Annotated in this window: 12 protein-coding genes and 1 riboswitch; of the genes, 4 read left to right on the forward strand and 8 right to left on the reverse strand. The window is 46.2% G+C overall.

Annotated features, from left to right (window positions below; all coding sequences use genetic code 11):
• Window positions 1–201: 201 nt before the first annotated feature.
• The gene (locus tag MHH46_RS27795) at window positions 202–1,071 is read right to left on the reverse strand and encodes a cation diffusion facilitator family transporter (protein ID WP_076128688.1); all 870 of its coding nucleotides are present in this window, start codon (window positions 1,069–1,071) and stop codon (window positions 202–204) included.
• Between the two features lie 133 nt (window positions 1,072–1,204).
• Here MHH46_RS27795 and MHH46_RS27800 point away from each other — a divergent pair, with 133 nt between their 5' ends.
• Window positions 1,205–1,390 (forward strand): hypothetical protein, encoded by a 186-nt coding sequence (locus tag MHH46_RS27800; RefSeq protein ID WP_036680230.1) that lies wholly within the window; start codon window positions 1,205–1,207, stop codon window positions 1,388–1,390.
• A gap of 324 nt (window positions 1,391–1,714) precedes the next feature.
• On the opposite strand, the gene MHH46_RS27805 is transcribed toward MHH46_RS27800, so the two are convergent.
• Together MHH46_RS27805 and MHH46_RS27810 are read right to left on the reverse strand one after the other, a co-directional pair.
• On the reverse strand, window positions 1,715–3,340 hold the full coding sequence (locus MHH46_RS27805; RefSeq protein WP_036680232.1) for an ABC-F family ATP-binding cassette domain-containing protein: 1,626 nt from the start codon (window positions 3,338–3,340) through the stop codon (window positions 1,715–1,717).
• A 155-nt stretch (window positions 3,341–3,495) separates the two neighbouring features.
• Window positions 3,496–4,461, reverse strand: coding sequence for an MBL fold metallo-hydrolase (locus MHH46_RS27810; protein WP_076128690.1), 966 nt, complete (start codon window positions 4,459–4,461; stop codon window positions 3,496–3,498).
• Window positions 4,462–4,684: 223 nt separating this feature from the next.
• Here MHH46_RS27810 and MHH46_RS27815 point away from each other — a divergent pair, with 223 nt between their 5' ends.
• Window positions 4,685–5,821, forward strand: coding sequence for a virulence factor (locus MHH46_RS27815; protein WP_076128692.1), 1,137 nt, complete (start codon window positions 4,685–4,687; stop codon window positions 5,819–5,821).
• A 101-nt stretch (window positions 5,822–5,922) separates the two neighbouring features.
• A riboswitch (Lysine riboswitch) is annotated at window positions 5,923–6,127 on the forward strand.
• 199 nt (window positions 6,128–6,326) lie between these two features.
• The gene (locus MHH46_RS27820; protein ID WP_076128694.1) at window positions 6,327–7,808 is read left to right on the forward strand and encodes an amino acid permease; all 1,482 of its coding nucleotides are present in this window, start codon (window positions 6,327–6,329) and stop codon (window positions 7,806–7,808) included.
• A 108-nt stretch (window positions 7,809–7,916) separates the two neighbouring features.
• Here the strand turns inward: MHH46_RS27820 and MHH46_RS27825 are convergent, their stop codons facing one another.
• The 5 genes from MHH46_RS27825 to MHH46_RS27845 all read right to left on the reverse strand — a co-directional run bounded on the left by MHH46_RS27825 (window position 7,917) and on the right by MHH46_RS27845 (window position 15,534).
• A complete protein-coding gene (locus tag MHH46_RS27825; protein ID WP_076128696.1) occupies window positions 7,917–9,056 on the reverse strand; it encodes a transglutaminase domain-containing protein in 1,140 nt (379 codons plus the stop codon).
• Window positions 9,057–9,195: 139 nt separating this feature from the next.
• Window positions 9,196–11,568: a glycosyl hydrolase family 95 catalytic domain-containing protein gene (locus MHH46_RS27830; protein ID WP_076128698.1), complete on the reverse strand. Its 2,373-nt coding sequence runs from the start codon at window positions 11,566–11,568 to the stop codon at window positions 9,196–9,198.
• Between the two features lie 115 nt (window positions 11,569–11,683).
• Complete coding sequence (locus MHH46_RS27835; protein ID WP_080742630.1) at window positions 11,684–13,441, reverse strand: ABC transporter substrate-binding protein; 1,758 nt, start codon at window positions 13,439–13,441, stop codon at window positions 11,684–11,686.
• A 141-nt stretch (window positions 13,442–13,582) separates the two neighbouring features.
• Window positions 13,583–14,488, reverse strand: coding sequence for a carbohydrate ABC transporter permease (locus tag MHH46_RS27840; protein WP_076128700.1), 906 nt, complete (start codon window positions 14,486–14,488; stop codon window positions 13,583–13,585).
• A 65-nt stretch (window positions 14,489–14,553) separates the two neighbouring features.
• Window positions 14,554–15,534 carry a sugar ABC transporter permease gene (locus MHH46_RS27845; RefSeq protein ID WP_076128702.1) on the reverse strand — a complete coding sequence of 327 codons (981 nt, stop codon included), beginning with the start codon at window positions 15,532–15,534 and terminating at the stop codon, window positions 14,554–14,556.
• Window positions 15,535–16,276: 742 nt separating this feature from the next.
• On the opposite strand from MHH46_RS27845, the gene MHH46_RS27850 reads away from it, so the two are divergent.
• On the forward strand, window positions 16,277–16,678 hold the full coding sequence (locus MHH46_RS27850; RefSeq protein WP_076128704.1) for a hypothetical protein: 402 nt from the start codon (window positions 16,277–16,279) through the stop codon (window positions 16,676–16,678).
• Window positions 16,679–16,703: the final 25 nt, after the last annotated feature.

Genomic DNA, 16,703 nt, shown 5'->3' on the forward strand with positions numbered 1-16,703 from the left:
TTCCCCCAAATTCCATGATGAGATTTCAATAAAGGATTGTACTACATTATTCCTTTATGCCCTCATTATAGGCTTGCCCGGGATTTGGAACATGCTCCAAATTTCACATATAATCATGCCACTTTATGGTAACACACAGGTCTAAAGTCTCGATTTCTCCTTGAATATGTGTTATTTTTCCTTAATATAGCATTTCGTGATTTATTTTTTAGGTTCCACGTGCACCTGCACATTCATAATATTATGCATTTTGCTCATTCTTTCTTCGATGGAATCACTTATTTCATGACCTTCCGTCACAGAAATATTCGCATCCACTTCCACTACAACATCCACATGCACATGATTACCATGAACCCGTGCCTTCACATCTTTAATCTCTTCAACTCCCGGCGTTCGAGCAATCGTACTGCGTAGATCCATCAATTTATCTTGATCAAAGCCATCGGTAAGCCGATAGGTCGAATCACGAAAAATATCCCAAGCGGTCTTGGAGATAATGAGTCCGACAAGAACAGCTGCTGCGGAATCAATCCATGGCAAACCAAACTGTGCACCCACAATCCCAACTGCGGCTCCAACACTGACCATTGCATCAGAAAAATTATCCTTAGCCGCTGCCATAAGTGCCCCACTGTTAATTTGTTTGGCCAGTCTTTTGTTATATATGTATACCCCCATCATAGCTACTGCACATACAATAGCCACCCCTGCCGACCAGAGCTGCGGCGTTTCTTTTGTACGATCGAAAAAGGAACGCACCGCCTCCACAATCACTTGAAGGCCCACTACCGCCATGATAAAAGAAGCCAACAACGCCGCTACGGTCTCTGCCCGGAAGTGCCCATAAGCGTGGTCAGAGTCAGGTGGCTTCCGCGAAATCCGTAACCCCACCAGTACAGCTATGGATGCTACGATATCTGTTAAATTGTTGACCCCGTCCGCTACGAGTGCGCTAGATGCAAATAAATAACCACAAACCAGCTTGAATGATGATAGGATGAGGTAAGCCGCTATGCTCACCCAAGCTCCTCGTTCACCTTTACGTATATCTTCGTAAATATCAGTCATTCTTGGCTCCCCCTCTTTTCCCCGATTATTTTAAATACGGAAAAGAATTCTTTCAATTATTCTTGCCCTTGTGGCAGCATTTAAAAACAATTAGAATAAAGTGTAAGGACTTGCTTCGAAGGAGGTTATCATAATGAGCGAAAGCAACGATAAAGGAAAAATCAACTTAGCGGAAGCTATCCGTAAAAAACTGGAACAGAAGAAGCAACAATCTTCCTCCAAGCCTGGATCCACATTTCAGGCCGGTTCCGCCAAACCGCTAAAAAGCCAAAATAACAAAAAGCCTAACAACCAACGCCGTCGTACTGGCGGATCTTAGTATTTACTTATACTTAAACATAAACGGCTGCGAATCCCTCGGGGAAACGCAGCCGTTTATACGTTCGTCCTGCCTGATAGGATGGATTAGAACTCTTCAAATTCATAATTGCTTCTCTTTAATGTACGATTAGCCAGCTGAAAACATGCGCTTTGGGAAACCTCAAGGGCTAAAGACTCCTGTCTTGGAAACCCCGCATACACCCCGTAGAATTCTACTTGTGAATAACTTTTCAAAATTGAAATTATAAAGACAGCTACCCTGATCCTAAAAGGATTAGTGTAGCTGCTTCATGGATTCCTTCCGCATAGCGGAAATTAAATATTATACTTCTACAGGATACATGCGCTGGCGCATTTCCTTAATTTCTGGATTCTCCAAATATTCATCGTAGCTCATGGAGCGATCAATTACACCTGTAGGTGTAATCTCGATGATGCGGTTAGCAATGGTTTGGATGAACTGATGGTCATGGGAAGTGAATAGAATCGTGCCATCGAAATCGATCAGCCCGTTATTAAGTGCCGTGATGGATTCCAGATCCAAGTGATTGGTTGGTTCATCGAACACAAGCACGTTCGCGCCGTTGAGCATCATTTTGGCCAGCATACAGCGAACCTTCTCGCCCCCGGACAGCACACTTGCTTTCTTCAGTGCTTCTTCTCCGGCGAACAACATACGGCCCAAGAATCCACGCAGGAAAGTTTCGTCCTGATCTTTAGAATACTGGCGTAGCCATTCTACAAGATTCATTTCCACACCATCGAAATAGCTGGAGTTGTCTTTCGGGAAATACGCTTGAGTTGTAGTTACTCCCCATGTATATTCGCCCGCATCCGCTTCTTGCTCACCCATGATCACATCAAACAGCAGTGATTTAGGCTGGGAGTAAGGGCCTACAAACGCAATCTTATCCCCTTTATTTACTACAAAGCTAATTTCATCAAGAAGCTTTTCACCTTCAACCGCTTTGGACAATCCGCTGACTGTCAGCAATTGTTTACCCGCTTCACGTTCTGGTTTGAAGTTAAGGAACGGATATTTACGGTTGGACGGACGAATGTCGTCCAGTGTAATTTTCTCAAGTTGCTTCTTACGTGATGTCGCTTGTTTAGACTTGGAAGCATTGGCCGAGAAACGCTGGATAAATGCCTGCAATTCCTTGATTTTATCTTCCTTCTTCTTGTTCGAATCACGCTGCAAAGCTTGCGCAAGCTGACTGGACTCATACCAGAAGTCGTAGTTGCCGACGTACATCTGGATTTTGCCAAAATCAATATCCGCAATATGCGTACATACTTTATTCAGGAAGTGACGGTCATGGGATACGACGATAACAGTACCTTCATAGTCCATGAGGAAGTTCTCTAACCAGCCAATAGATTCGAGATCCAAGTGGTTGGTAGGCTCATCTAGCAGCAGGTTATTTGGACGGCCAAACAAGGCTTGCGCCAAGAGTACCCGTACCTTTTCATTGCCGCTCAGTTCGGCCATTTTTTTGTCATGCAGTTCACGCATAATTCCGAGACCAATCAGCATGGCAGCTGCATCTGGCTCAGCATCCCAGCCGTTAAGCTCAGCGAACTCACCTTCAAGCTCCCCTGCACGCAGGCCATCCGCTTCTGTGAAATCGGACTTCGCATAAAGCGCATCCTTTTCTTTCATAATTTCATAAAGACGTGTATGACCCATAATTACGGTCTCAAGTACTGGGAATTCATCATACTCAAAATGGTTCTGTTTGAGTACTGCGAGACGTTCGCCCGGTGTAACATGTACCTCACCGGTATTTGCTTCGATCTCACCAGACAGAATTTTCAGAAAGGTTGATTTACCGGCACCATTGGCACCAATCAAACCGTAGCAGTTACCAGGGGTGAATTTTATGTTTACATCTTCAAAGAGAGCGCGTTTTCCGTAGCGGAGTGTTACGCCGCTTGTGCTAATCATTACGCATTACCATCCTTTTCACTTAGGGTTTCGGCTCATTATAGCATAAATAGAGAGCAAAAAGCCCGTAAAATAGCCTTTTCAGCTGTTCTCTCCAATACTAAAGTTATTCCAGCTGCTGTACAGAGGTCGCCAGTTAGGAGGAATTTTTTCAATTATTGTCCAGTTATGCGATTCTTGGGTTGTATAATAAGCGTTTCGCCATAGCTGAGCGTACGGATTCGTTCTTCAGAAATACCCTGTTTAAGCCGGGCACTTTCCATCCGATCCAGCGCTTCCCGGGCCGTATCATCAGCAAGTCTATAGGTGCCGTAATGCATCGGAATCATGGTCTCCGCTCCAACATCTACAAATGCTTGTATAGCCTCTTCAGGGGTTACATGCTGCGAGGTCATGAACCACTCCGGTTCATAAGCTCCAATCGGCATGAGTGCAACATGAAGCTTATAGCGGCTCCCAATCTCCTTAAAACCCGGAAAATAACCGCTATCTCCTGCGAAATACAGGTTAGGAGGCAGCTTGTCGCTATCCGATTCGATCGGCTGCAGAATGTATCCTCCCCAATGAGAAGTATTCGTGTCCCAAGGCGTTCTCCGCGTCCAGTGCTGAGTCGGCACGAAGGTAAGCTTAATTTTACCTAGCGTATTTTCCTGCCACCATTCCATTTCTATGCAGTTATGAAATCCTTTGCGGAGCATCTTTCGTTTCAAGCCTATAGGAACAACAAGGGTTGTCCCTGCTCTATATAATTTACGGATAGAAGCCATATGCAAGTGGTCATAATGAGAGTGCGAGATCAGAATCAGGTCAATGGGAGGCACTTCGCTGAGCGGAATCCCGGGTTGCCCTAATCTTTTTTCAAAGCCTAGTCTTCTCGCCCAAATTGGATCAGTAATGATATTCATCCCTTCATATTGAAGGAAAAACGTTGAATGCCCAATCCACGTAATGGTGGTCTCCAGGCGATTCTCCGCCAGATAAGCTAACCTCGGCGGCGTACTTGGCACTACATATGAATAATCTTTTTTCTTCCGTCGACGTTCCTCCCGCCACTTACGAAACTCTTTAAGTGTTTTATCGGTACTCACATTGTCGAGGTTATTGTAGCGAAATTTAGCCATAGAGCACCTCATCTTTAGAAGTTTGCCGAGCATGCTTTACTTTAGCGAATATAATACAACTATATTGAACGGCAGAGTATTTTGCAAAATATACAAGTTACTTGGTAATGGTGCGCCCTTTTTCCGCAAAATATCTAAGTACCCTTTTGTGTTTCACGCCAGAAATGAGATAATATGTGTATAAAGTATGGCGGTGCATATACCGTTCAAGGGGGAGCTACGTATGAAGATTACTTTTATTGAACCGACTCCAAGTCCAAATACGATGAAGCTTCATTTGGACGAAAGTCTGGAACCTGGAATCCGCAGAACCTATACACCAGAAAGTGAACGTTCCGCACCGGCCTGGGCACGCGAAATGTTAACGATACCGGGCGTTATTAGCATCTATCACGCTGCTGACTTTGCAGCGCTCGAACGCAAGGGCAATGCGGATTGGGCAGCGATTCTAAGAGAAGTCCAGAACCGCTTCGGCAACAGCGAAGGCTTAAATGACGATTGGAATCTTGCCGATGAGAACGCTGGCGCTCATTTCGGCGAAGCTCAAGTCTTCGTCCAGATGTTCCGCGGAATTCCGCTGCAAATCCGCGTTAAGACCGGCGCGAATGAAGAGCGCATCTCCTTAGCAAACCGCTTCACGAAGGCGGTTATGGATGTGGCTAGCGCCGTGATGATTAAAGAGCGTAAGCTCACTGATTACGGCGTGCGTTATGGCGAGCCCGCGGAGATTGCACGCGAGGTGGAGCAAGAGGTCGAAGCGGCGTATCCGCAGGAACGCCTCGACTCTCTCGTGCAGCAAGCCATTGCGCACGGCGCCGAAGGTGAGTTCGTCGAGCAGAGACGAACCCGCAGTCAGGATGAGCTGCTGCGAGACCTGAAGCATGAGGATTGGCGCGTGCGCTACGCCGCGCTGGAGGATCTTACGCCGACGGCGGAGCTCCTGCCGGAGCTTAAGGCGGCGCTGCACGATCCCAAGCTGCATATTCGCAGGCTTGCGGTCGTGTATCTAGGCGACCTTCGCACGCCTGAAGCGATGGAGCTGCTCTATGAGGCGATGGCAGACAGCGCGCCAGCCGTGAGACGTACGGCAGGCGATACGCTGTCCGACATCGGCGATCCTGCCGCCACGCCAGTGATGACGGCGGCACTGACAGATAAGAGCAAGCTTGTCCGCTGGCGCGCAGCTCGTTTCCTCTATGAGGTGGGCACATCCGATGCCCAAGAAGCGCTGTCAGTTGCGGCGGAAGATCCGGAATTCGAGGTTGGACTTCAGGCCAAAATGGCTTTGGAACGTATCGCTTCCGGTGAAGCAGCGGCGGGTACCGTTTGGCAGCAAATGTCAGAGCGTCGTCGCAGCTAACATTCCCTACCGGATTTTGTCATTGCTTGACTTGCGAACTTGCTTTATACTAATTCCTGTTGTTTATAAATGAATGAAGTAAAGATAGCCTCGTCATACTAAGATGAGGTAGAGGTCGCGGATATAAAGAGTACGCGCGTGGAGACGTTAGAGCCGTCTATGAATCGCGTCGAAAGGAATATCTGCCGAAGTCTGCACTGTCGCTCTTACAGCGGTGCAGGCTGGGGCCGTTGCCGAAAGGCACGGAACTGTCACATTGTATAACCTGCATAGCAGCAGGTCATAATGTGTTGCGCTATCTTCACAGGGAGTATGATGCGGAGCTGTATAGATGGAAACCGCAGATATAGTCTGCGGTTTCTTTGCGTTTACAGAATTTGTATATTTAGTGTTTGTCCATAACCTTATGGAGACCACCAAATACACTCTCCCGCTCTGCGGGAGGAAGCAGCTCAGCACTCCCCGTTCATGAATTGAAAGATTAGATCATAAGGAGTGTCAAATCATGCAGGGCAAGCAGCAAAATCTAGCACAAGGCAACGTAGGTAACCCGCCTGAGCTAAAAAAATCATTTAAAGCAAGGCATTTGACCATGATTGCGCTTGGAGGATCTATTGGTACTGGACTCTTCCTGGCCAGTGGTGGCGCTATCGCTTCAGCCGGACCCGGTGGAGCACTTCTAGCCTATACGGCTGTTGGTGTTATGGTTTATTTCCTCATGACCAGTCTGGGAGAGCTCGCTACCTATTTGCCGGATTCGGGCTCATTCAGCACTTACGGCACGCGTTTCGTCAGCCCCGCTTTTGGGTTCGCCATCGGCTGGAACTTCTGGTATAACTGGGCGGTTACGATTGCAGCAGAATTGTCTGCCGCCACCGTCATTATTAAATATTGGTTCCCGGACAGTCCCTCCTTTCTCTGGAGTCTCGTGTTCCTGCTGCTGATGTTCGGTCTTAATTTCCTATCTGCTCGTGGATACGGAGAATCAGAATATTGGTTTGCCATTATCAAAATTATTACTGTTATCGCCTTCCTTATTGTCGGAGTTTTGATGATTTTCGGAATCATGGGCGGAAAAGCCGTAGGCTTCAGCAATTTCCAGATCGGGGGCAGCTCGTTCCACGGTGGCTTCTTCGCTTTCGTCGGTGTCTTTATGGCTGCGGGATTCTCCTTCCAAGGCACCGAGCTAATCGGTGTTGCAGCAGGTGAGAGTGAGAACCCTCGCCGTAACGTACCTATTGCTATTCGCCAAGTCTTCTGGCGTATATTAATCTTTTATATCCTCGCTATACTAGTAATCGGAATGCTGATTCCTTACACGAATCCAGATCTGCTGCGCGGTGGTATTGATGATATCGGAGTCAGTCCGTTTACGATCGTATTTAATAAAGCAGGACTTGCTATTGCCGCATCCGTCATGAATGCTGTCATTCTCAGCTCCGTATTGTCAGCCGGGAACTCGGGAATGTACGCCTCCACCCGCGTCCTGTACGCTATGGCTAAGGATGGAATGGCTCCACGTGCTCTAGGCAAGCTTAATCGCCGCGGTGTTCCTGTTGGTGCTTTGCTCGTGACCACAGCCGTTGGTATGTTAGCCTTTTTAGCATCATTCTTTGGTGATGGTGCTGTATACAACTGGTTGCTTAATGCTTCCGGTATGTGTGGATTTATTAACTGGCTCGGCATCGCTGTCTGCCATTATCGTTTCAGACGCGCCTTTATAGCTCAAGGTCATTCCCTTGATGAGCTGCCTTACCGGGCTAGATGGTTCCCGTTTGGGCCTATATTTGCCTTAGTACTTTGTACGGTAGCCATCCTTGGCCAGAATATGGGTGCCTTCTCAGGTGGAAACATCGACTGGTACGGTATTGCCGTTTCCTATATCAGCCTGCCATTATTCGTCTTGATTTGGGCCGGCTATCGCTTCTTCCGCAAGAGTAATATTATTCCTTTGGAAAAATGCGATCTTAGTACTCACCCAGAATAAATAGACTCCGCAAAAATGGATATCCAGAAGCCTGAAAGGCTGCGGGATATCCCTTTTTATATAAATCAATCTAGTATATTCAACTCCTGATTTTACTTAGCCCTTTGCCTATTCCCAAGTCACATACACTTTTAGATCACCCGTATTATCAAAAGAAGTGCTAGAATAAGACACTTCCTCTAGTCCAAGTTTATATAACTCCTGTAGATCATTCTTCAGCTGGGTTCCACTACCGTGATAACGGAATAATAAAGATCCCTCTCCTGAAGCGACAGCCTTATTCGCCAGCTGAATTAAATCTGCTGCTGAACGTACAATCCGTTCCTCGGCATACAGCTCATAATTAAGGTCCTTCTGAAGCTGCTTATACACCCCGGCGTTCTGTCCTCCACGCTCTACAAGTGCTGACAAGGTCTTATAATAGGCAACCGAAGCTGCCGGATAAGACTTCGTCCAGCTATGGTCCTGACGCATTTGTGCATCCGTCTTCAAGTAATACGCGGTGCTTACCACGCCGGCTTTATCAGGTGTCGGGTCATCCCAAGTTGTGTCGAGATGATACCATCTCCCTTCGAGCAGCACTAGATTCCAAGCATGAGACTGGCTGCGTCCTCCCGGCTGTTTTGCAGTGCCCTCGACGATTTTATTACTGAATCCCGCTTCCTTGAGCAGCTTATAGGTCAACAGCGAATACCCTTGGCAAACGGCACTGCCACTCTTCAGGCCTTCATAAGCCGTATATTTACGATAAGAGGTATCATACTTCAGACGCAGCACCACCCAGTCGTGGATAGCCTTAACCTTCTGATGATTATTCATGCCCGGTGTAATGATCTTCTTGAGCGTTGCCTTTACTTCTTTGTTCACAAAAGCGGTCTGCTCCAGCGTTTCCAAGTATTTCACTTCTACCGTAACCTTTACAGAACTTTTGCTCCCTCGATAAGTGTATCCGTAGCTATCTATGATGTAATACAAATAGGGATCGCTATTCATCGCTTGATCTAGACCCGTTTGTATCTGTGTTTTTAAATTCGAGGTTTTCCCCTCATAAGTAAAAGTGATAGTCTCTCTACGATTATTCATCGCACCGGTTAGCTTCTGGGCAATTTCACTCACAGAACGAACGGTCGGTGAAGTCGTGGCCGCATAAGCATGCCCCCAGGTCCAATACAATGTCGGGGGAATGGCTGCGCAAATAATCACTCCTCCAAGAATGACTTTTGCCAACGTGAAGCGTTTTTTCCACATAATTATTCTGATCCTCCGGCTCCTACAGACTTATTCAAAACCCTCCATTTAATAGATAATGAAGACTTGGGCAAAAAAAGACTGTTCTCTGTAGAATAATTCTACTCTGAGAACAGCCTCTAAACCAGATCAATATGAATTATTTCTTTAGGGGTGTAATGATATAGGTCTCTCCTATTACTGTTTCAAATTCCAGCCCCGCTCCTTCAATCTGTGTACCATCCGGTTTTTGAATGAGCAAAGGCTGGTGTTGAACAATTCTGCAGGATCGGCCATGAGTCGAGGTAACCTCTGCCCTTGTTAAACAGCCCCCGCTCCATTCTATAGTCATGACAAAGCCACCACGTGCCACCAACCCTTTCACGCTGCCTTCAGACCATTCCTCTGGAAGAGCAGGTAATAGTTCCAGACCCTCCTGATGACTCTGCAAAAGCATTTCTGCTATTCCGGCTGTAGTGCCGAAGTTTCCATCAATCTGAAACGGAGGATGATTTCCGAACAGGTTCGGCAAACTGGAATCTTGCAAAATGCGACGTAGACAGCTAACCGCACTATCGCCATCCTTCAGACGCGCATAAAGATTAAGCAACCATGCTGCGCTCCAGCCTGTATGGCCACCTCCATGTTCTATACGTTTCTTCAGTGTTAAGGCTGCCGCCTCCGCTAGCTCTGGTGTGGAGGAAGGGCTAATTACGTTCCCAGGGTACAGGTCATACAAATGAGAAACATGACGATGCCCAGGCTCTTGTTCAGCAAAATCCTCATTCCATTCGCGGACAGTTCCGTCCGGTGCGATCCCTTGGTGGGCAAGCTGTTTCTGTTTCTGCATAAGCTCCTGACGCAGCTCTACATCGGTATTTAAAATATCAGCAGCCTGAATGCAGTGCTTGAACAACTCAGCGATAAGCGATAAATCCATAGCTGAGCCAGCCGAGACACTGCATGGTGTGCCGTCAGCAGTCAGAAATACATTCTCTGGCGAGGTAGACAAACCTGTCGTCCATCTTCCATCAGGCAGCTCTACTAGCCAATCCAGACAAAACAATGCGGCTCCCTTTAGTATGGGATAAGCTGTGCGCAAATAGTCCTCATCTGGACGAAAAGCGTAACGCTCCCATAGATGGCGAGAGAGCCATACCCCGCCCATCGGCCAAAAAGCCCACATCGCCTTACCGTCTGATGGAGAAGTCATCCGCCACAAATCGGTATTATGGTGTACTGTCCAGCCACGTGCGGCATAATGAATACTCGCTGTACGGCTGCCAGCCACGCTAAGCTCCGTGATAAAATCTATTAAAGGTTCATGGCATTCACCCAATCCGCATAACTCGGCTGGCCAATAATTCATTTCGGTGTTTATATTTGTCGTATAATTGCTGTTCCATGGTGGCTGAATATAGGGATTCCAAATGCCCTGCAGATTCAGAGCTTGCGTCCCCGGCCGTGAGCCAGCAATCATCAGGTAGCGGCCATACTGGAACAGCAACGCTTCCAGTTCAGGATCTGCCTGTCCTTCGCGGTATTGTACCAGGCGCTCATCAGTCGGAAGCTCTCCTCGGGAAGCAGCAGATGCAAGCGTCAACTCCACACGGTGGAACAAGGATTGATGATCCTCTAAGTGGCGCTGCTTAAGCTCTGCGTATGCTTTAGAGGCTGAAGCTAACTGCACTAGGCACAACTCCGCTGGCAGCTTGCCACCGCTTCCCGGCATCCGGTCATACCCGGCATAATCGGTTGCCGCAGCCAGACGAAGGGTAATGGAGTGCGCGCCAGAAATCAACAGCGAGCCGTTCTCCGCTACACAAGTCCCACCTTCCGTCTGGATCTCCATAACCGCAGCAAAACTTATGCCAAGCCCCTCTTCATATAATACGGCACGCGGGTGATCCCCTACGTAGTTATCAGCCACATGCGACGGGGCACGGCCAGTCATAATCAGCATGCCATCCGGAGTAATCTCCGAGTTGAAAGGATGTGGTGATGCCAGATCCGCCCAGAAATCTGGCAGAGTAGCTTGGCCCTCCCCCCCCTCAGCACGGATATGAAGAGCTATAATGTCATCCGGTCTGCTGGCCAATACTTCACGTACGATCCTTACACCACCGGCAGTATAGGTTACCGTAGCCAACGCCTGATCCAGATCAAGCTCTCTCCGGTAATCCTCTACAGGACCTGCAAAATTAAACTTCAATCGCAAATCTCCAAGCGGTTGATAGGATTCCGTCCGGCTGCCTAACATTTTGGCGTCCACCAGTGCTTCTGCTTCCTTGTATTTCCCCTCTGCAACTAGCTGTTTAGCTGGAGCCAAATGCCGCAGTGCCTCATAGTTGGCTTTATCCCGCGGGAAACCTGACCATAGAGTGTCTTCATTTAATTGAATCCGTTCTTCTTCGATTCCACCAAAGACCATGCCGCCCAGCCTGCCGTTACCTACGGGCAGCGCCTCTTCCCATCCAGCCGCCGGCTGCTTGTACCATAACTCATGCCGTCCGGAGTTCTTGCTCTCTCCCATGTATATTCCTCCTGTCCTGTTATTACCGGTGAAAAGCAATCAGCGGGAGGCCCGGACTTTCGTTCGGACTTCCCGCCATCTTCATGCTTTTATTGGATTAGACGAAATTTAATAATTAATCATTCCAAAGTTTCACGCGTTGTTTAACCAGCTCTTCACGCAAATCTTCAGCTTTCGTTACACCAGCTTTATCAAGCTCAGCCATGTAAGCATCCCAAACTTTATCGAAATCAGCTGGTTTAGACAAAATTGCTTCTGGGATCCGTTTCCAACTGATATCCTTCAGCTTGTTGTCAAGAACGACAATTTCGCTATCCCCAGGAATCGTGATGTTCCATGCTGCGCCCCAAGGTTTAACTTTGAACTCATCTTCACTTGGGAAGAGGTCTTTCCAAGTTGTTGCTTTGTAAGCAGCAAGTGTTTCTTTTTCAACCGCATTGTAACCTACGGTTACTTGCTCAGGGAAACGAGTTGTGTAGTAGTTACCAGATGGATCCAATACACCGTCGCCATAGTGAGCGCTCAGCAATGCATAGTTTGATCCGACATTACCCAAACCAGTTTCTTTTTGGAAGTTGGTAGTGTCATTATATTTACGGTCGTTCACATCTTCAGGAATGACACGTTTGCCATCAACAACATTGTAGTGTTTGCCTTCAATACCCCAGTTAACCAATACTTGACCTTCGTCGGAAGCTAGGTAGTCCAGGAATTTAATCGCACGAACTGGATCTTTAGCATCTACGCTGATCCCAATTCCGTTACCACCCATGAAGCCTGTAGGCCAGAAGGAGGTTTCTTTGTACTCCTCAGACAAGGTTACAGGATAGTGTCCATAGCCTTGATCCAGCTTGCCTTCAGCTTTCAATGCTCTTTCTCCATCGCCATAACCCCAGTCTTGGTCAATCAAACCAATAACGCGGCCGGTAGCGATTTTAGCTTTGTACTGATCATACTTTTGAACGAAACTTTCTGGATCAAGCAATCCGATATCGTTCATGTGGTTGAGCCAGCGGAAATATTCTTTTTCAGCCGGACGACGGAAGTGATAAGTTACTTCTTGGGTGTCGATATCAATCGCATATTCACCATCGTCAGGAGAACCAGTAGTAATAAATGCTGGGTTAGTTACTGTAATGTACATGTACCAATCATCTGCATTCAGAGTCAGGCCGATGTTTTTATTACCATTTTCATCGGTAGGATGTTTTTCCAGGTAAGCCTTGATTACGTTCTCATAATCTTGAACAGTTTTGATTGCAGGATATCCAGCTTCTTTAACAGCACGGTGCTGTAGTTCAAATCCGCCACCAGCATCAAAATATTTGTTGTCCACACCTGCATAGGTAGGGATGGCATAAATCGCGTGATCATCGTCACTGTAACGTGAACGTTTCATGCCTTCTTCGCCCAATACTTTTTTGATATTCGGAGCATATTTTTCAATCAGGTCTGTTAGATCAAGCATTGCGCCTGCATCCACCAGCTTACTGACATCAGTCTTAGCACTGATCAAATCCGGATATTCGCCGCTCGCTGCGATCAAGGCTACTTTTTGTTGAGGATCACCAACTGCATATTCAGCATTTAGGGTTACTCCCGTTTTTTCCGTAATCACTTTACCAACTTCATCTTGCATACCTGTCCAGTTCGGGTTAGGGTCTGCACTGAAAAAGGTCATCGTGAGCGGGGAAATATCCTCAGCCGCATTGGTCGCATTTCCAGCATTAGTTGCATTGCCGCCTGTATTTCCAGCTGCAGCATTACCATTGTTGCCATTGTTACCGCCGCAGCCTGCAAGCACACCGAGCAGCATAATAGAAGTGAGCGTTAATGCCGTAGCTTTGGCTTTTATCTTTCTATTACTTCCCATTAAATAAACCCTCCTTAAAATTGTTTATCTATCGTATCACAGGTGAAGACCTGTTAATACTTTACCCAGCTTGCCAAAAGAAAACGGATACACAATAGGTTTTAAGCATAGGGGAGACTAAGCTCCCCCGTTAAACTGTGATTAACTCTTCACAGCACCAAGTGTCATACCTTTAACAAAATACTTCTGAATGAACGGATAAACCAACAGGATCGGTACGGTTACGACAATCGTAATCGCCATTTTGAGCGACTCCGGCGAGACCTGATTGGAAGCCAGCGAAGCAATGTTGGAGCGGTAGTCGCCTCCGTTACCACTTGTTGTGGTCTGTAGAACCTTCATCAATTCATATTGCAATGTGGTCAAGTTAGGGCTTGAACCATTGTACAGATAAGTATCAAACCAAGCATTCCATTGACCTACTGCTAGGAACAGCGCGATCGTTGCTAGCGCTGGCTTCATCAATGGCAGAATAACGCGGAAGTAGATAGTAAAGTCATTGGCTCCATCCAGCTTCGCCGATTCCTGCAGCGCATACGGCAGGCCGTCGATGAAGGAGCGGATAACGAAGACGTTAAAGGCACTAACCAGTCCAGGCAATACATAGACTGCAAAGCTGTTCATCATATGCAGATCCTTGATCAGCATATAGATTGGAATCATTCCTCCTGAGATATACATGGTCATTGCCAAGAATGTGGAGACAAACTTGCGACCTGCAAAGTCAGGGCGGCTGATCGTAAACGCCAGCATCGAGGCACTGATCAGTCCGAACAAAGTACCGATAATTGTCCGCAAAGCGGATATTTTAAACCCGGTGATTAATCCGGAGAAAGTGAAGATCTTTAGGTAATTGTCCCAGGTAAAATCCCGGGGATAGATGGTCACTCCACCGCGCACACTGTCCACTGAATCATTCAGTGAGATGGCAAGCACGTTCAAAAACGGATAAATCGTGATTACAACCACGAACAGTACTACAAAATATACAAAGAAATCAAAGATCCGGTCTGACCATGACTTTCCGGTGATAGCTGAATTTCCCACTGTAACGCTCTCCTTTCATGAAAAGGGCAATTTACTGCCACGATTGGGTAGAAGGGCCTTCTGTGCTACAGAAGGCTCTCTTTTGTTGTACGTTTGAAGATTCCATTAATCGTAAACAGTAGAATTACACTGATCACTGAGTTGAATATATTGATCGCAGTACCGTAGGAATATCTCGCCATGCCCAGTCCGTATTTCAGTGAATACAAGTCTAGCACTTGAGAATAATCGGTAACGAGGTTGTTTCCGAGCAAGAATTGCTTCTCAAAGCCGATATTGAGCAAATTACCCACCGACATAATGAGTAGTACAGTAATTGTTGGGCGAATACCCGGAATTGTAATATGCCATACCTGACGAAGCCTGCTGGCACCGTCTACCCGGGCCGCTTCGTACAATTCAGGCCCAATACCTGCGATAGCTGCAAGGTAGATGATGGCGTTCCATCCGGTCTCTTTCCAGACATCCGATAAGGTAACGATTCCCCAGAAGAGATGGCCCTGGGCCATAAACTGGATAGGTGCGTCTATGAATCCTATTCCTAACAAGATATCGTTTACAAGACCATTTTCACCAGATAACATTTTAGTTACAATCCCCGCTGCAACCACCCATGATACAAAGTGGGGCAAATACGAGACTGTTTGAGCAAATCTTTTAAAGAAGCCAAGACGCACTTCATTGAGCAATATTGCAAACGTTATTGGAAAGATAAATCCTGCGACTAAGCCCATTCCACTCATCGCCAGCGTATTACGCAGCGCCAGAAGGAATTGCGAGTCACTGAACAGTGTCTTAAAGTGTTCAAAACCTACCCATTCTTGTTCAAAAAAGCCACGTGCGGGCTTGTACTTTTGAAAAGCCATCGTCCAGCCCCATAACGGGAGATAACTGAAGACGAATGCCCAGATCACAAAAGGTATCGACATCATCCATAAGTACTTTTGATTCTTAAAGCTTCTCCAAAACCGTCCTCCTGAAGCAGGCTTTTTGTTGCGTGTTCGGGTATCCGGCGGGATTTGAGAAGTTACTGTGTCCGCTTTCATAAAGCCCCTCCTCTCTATGTCTATATTCTAAATCTCTGTAAGCGATTGCAGTACCCTATAAATTCGACCTAAAATCAGGTGAAAATTAGAGATTTAGAGCCCAAATAAAGCGGATACATCGTTGAAAACACTGAAAACAAACATGAATTTACTGAAAATAAAATTAAGTGAAATTATTTGATTTCATAAATCAATACGATACTTAATCCCCTGTCTATTTCACACAATTAATACTTCATCCCATAATTAAAAAACGCCCCGAGCTAACGTTCTATAAGTGAACGTGGCCGGAAGCGAAGGCGCGGACTGAAATGACCCTATTTAAGCAAATTGCACATCTTATTGGGTTAGGCGGACTATAAAGACCTTATTCACTTAAAAAACCACCTTTTGGAGAACATTTGCAGCTAATAACGTACATGGAGTCCGATAAATCGAAATTGGACTCGAAATAGCCCAAATAACGACTCTGGAGTCCGTCATACCCGCGAATGAAAACTATAATATGCTCTCAGATGAGGCGTAACAAGTATACCCGTAACCCCTGCCCTGCTCCTCAACGAAAACCTCCGTATGGTTCAATTAAAATTAATTACTTTAATATCATCTTAGCTAGAAAATATTACCTGATACATCAGTACTTCAACTATTTCAGATACATATTCCTTATACGCACATGCCGAGTCGACATTATCTGTTGTACCTGCAATTTCTTTTCCTAAAGGAGGGTAATAGGAGAGCAATGAAAAACAAAAACATCAAGATATTATTATTGATTATTGCTGCAGTATTATTGACACTAAATTTATTTCAATTCAATAACAACGTAAGTCATAACAGATTAATGGATAGGCTGGACCTGAATCTGACATCAGAACTCGACGGTCTAAGAGTGGAATTAGAACGATCCTCAACACCAAGCATTCTTGCTGTAGAGCAAGCGAGTAAAGTTGCTGCCCTTTCGACGTATTCAACATTAGGGTTCGATTATGGATATACCTTGGAAACCAGAATACATGACAAATATGTACAAAATGAACCTTATAAAGAGATGGATCAAATTCAAGAGTTACTTCTTGCCCTTCTAAAGGACCCTGCAAATCAAGAATTGCAACAAAGATTAGATTTATTATTAGTGAAGTAGCTTTAATGTAAGAAAAAAAGCCACA

The organism is Paenibacillus sp. FSL H8-0175 (assembly GCF_045040615.1).
GTDB classification, from domain to species: domain Bacteria; phylum Bacillota; class Bacilli; order Paenibacillales; family Paenibacillaceae; genus Paenibacillus_AQ; species Paenibacillus_AQ odorifer.

Excerpts from the sequence above, each read along its gene's own strand:
- MHH46_RS27835 (WP_080742630.1), bottom strand. The coding sequence starts at position 13,441 with ATGGGAAGTAATAGAAAGATAAAAGCCAAAGCTACGGCATTAACGCTC.
- MHH46_RS27805 (WP_036680232.1), bottom strand. The coding sequence starts at position 3,340 with ATGATTAGCACAAGCGGCGTAACACTCCGCTACGGAAAACGCGCTCTC.
- MHH46_RS27825 (WP_076128696.1), bottom strand. The coding sequence starts at position 9,056 with ATGTGGAAAAAACGCTTCACGTTGGCAAAAGTCATTCTTGGAGGAGTG.
- MHH46_RS27810 (WP_076128690.1), bottom strand. The coding sequence starts at position 4,461 with ATGGCTAAATTTCGCTACAATAACCTCGACAATGTGAGTACCGATAAA.
- MHH46_RS27830 (WP_076128698.1), bottom strand. The coding sequence starts at position 11,568 with ATGGGAGAGAGCAAGAACTCCGGACGGCATGAGTTATGGTACAAGCAG.
- MHH46_RS27845 (WP_076128702.1), bottom strand. The coding sequence starts at position 15,534 with ATGAAAGCGGACACAGTAACTTCTCAAATCCCGCCGGATACCCGAACA.
- MHH46_RS27820 (WP_076128694.1), top strand. The coding sequence starts at position 6,327 with ATGCAGGGCAAGCAGCAAAATCTAGCACAAGGCAACGTAGGTAACCCG.
- MHH46_RS27795 (WP_076128688.1), bottom strand. The coding sequence starts at position 1,071 with ATGACTGATATTTACGAAGATATACGTAAAGGTGAACGAGGAGCTTGG.
- MHH46_RS27800 (WP_036680230.1), top strand. The coding sequence starts at position 1,205 with ATGAGCGAAAGCAACGATAAAGGAAAAATCAACTTAGCGGAAGCTATC.
- MHH46_RS27815 (WP_076128692.1), top strand. The coding sequence starts at position 4,685 with ATGAAGATTACTTTTATTGAACCGACTCCAAGTCCAAATACGATGAAG.
- MHH46_RS27850 (WP_076128704.1), top strand. The coding sequence starts at position 16,277 with ATGAAAAACAAAAACATCAAGATATTATTATTGATTATTGCTGCAGTA.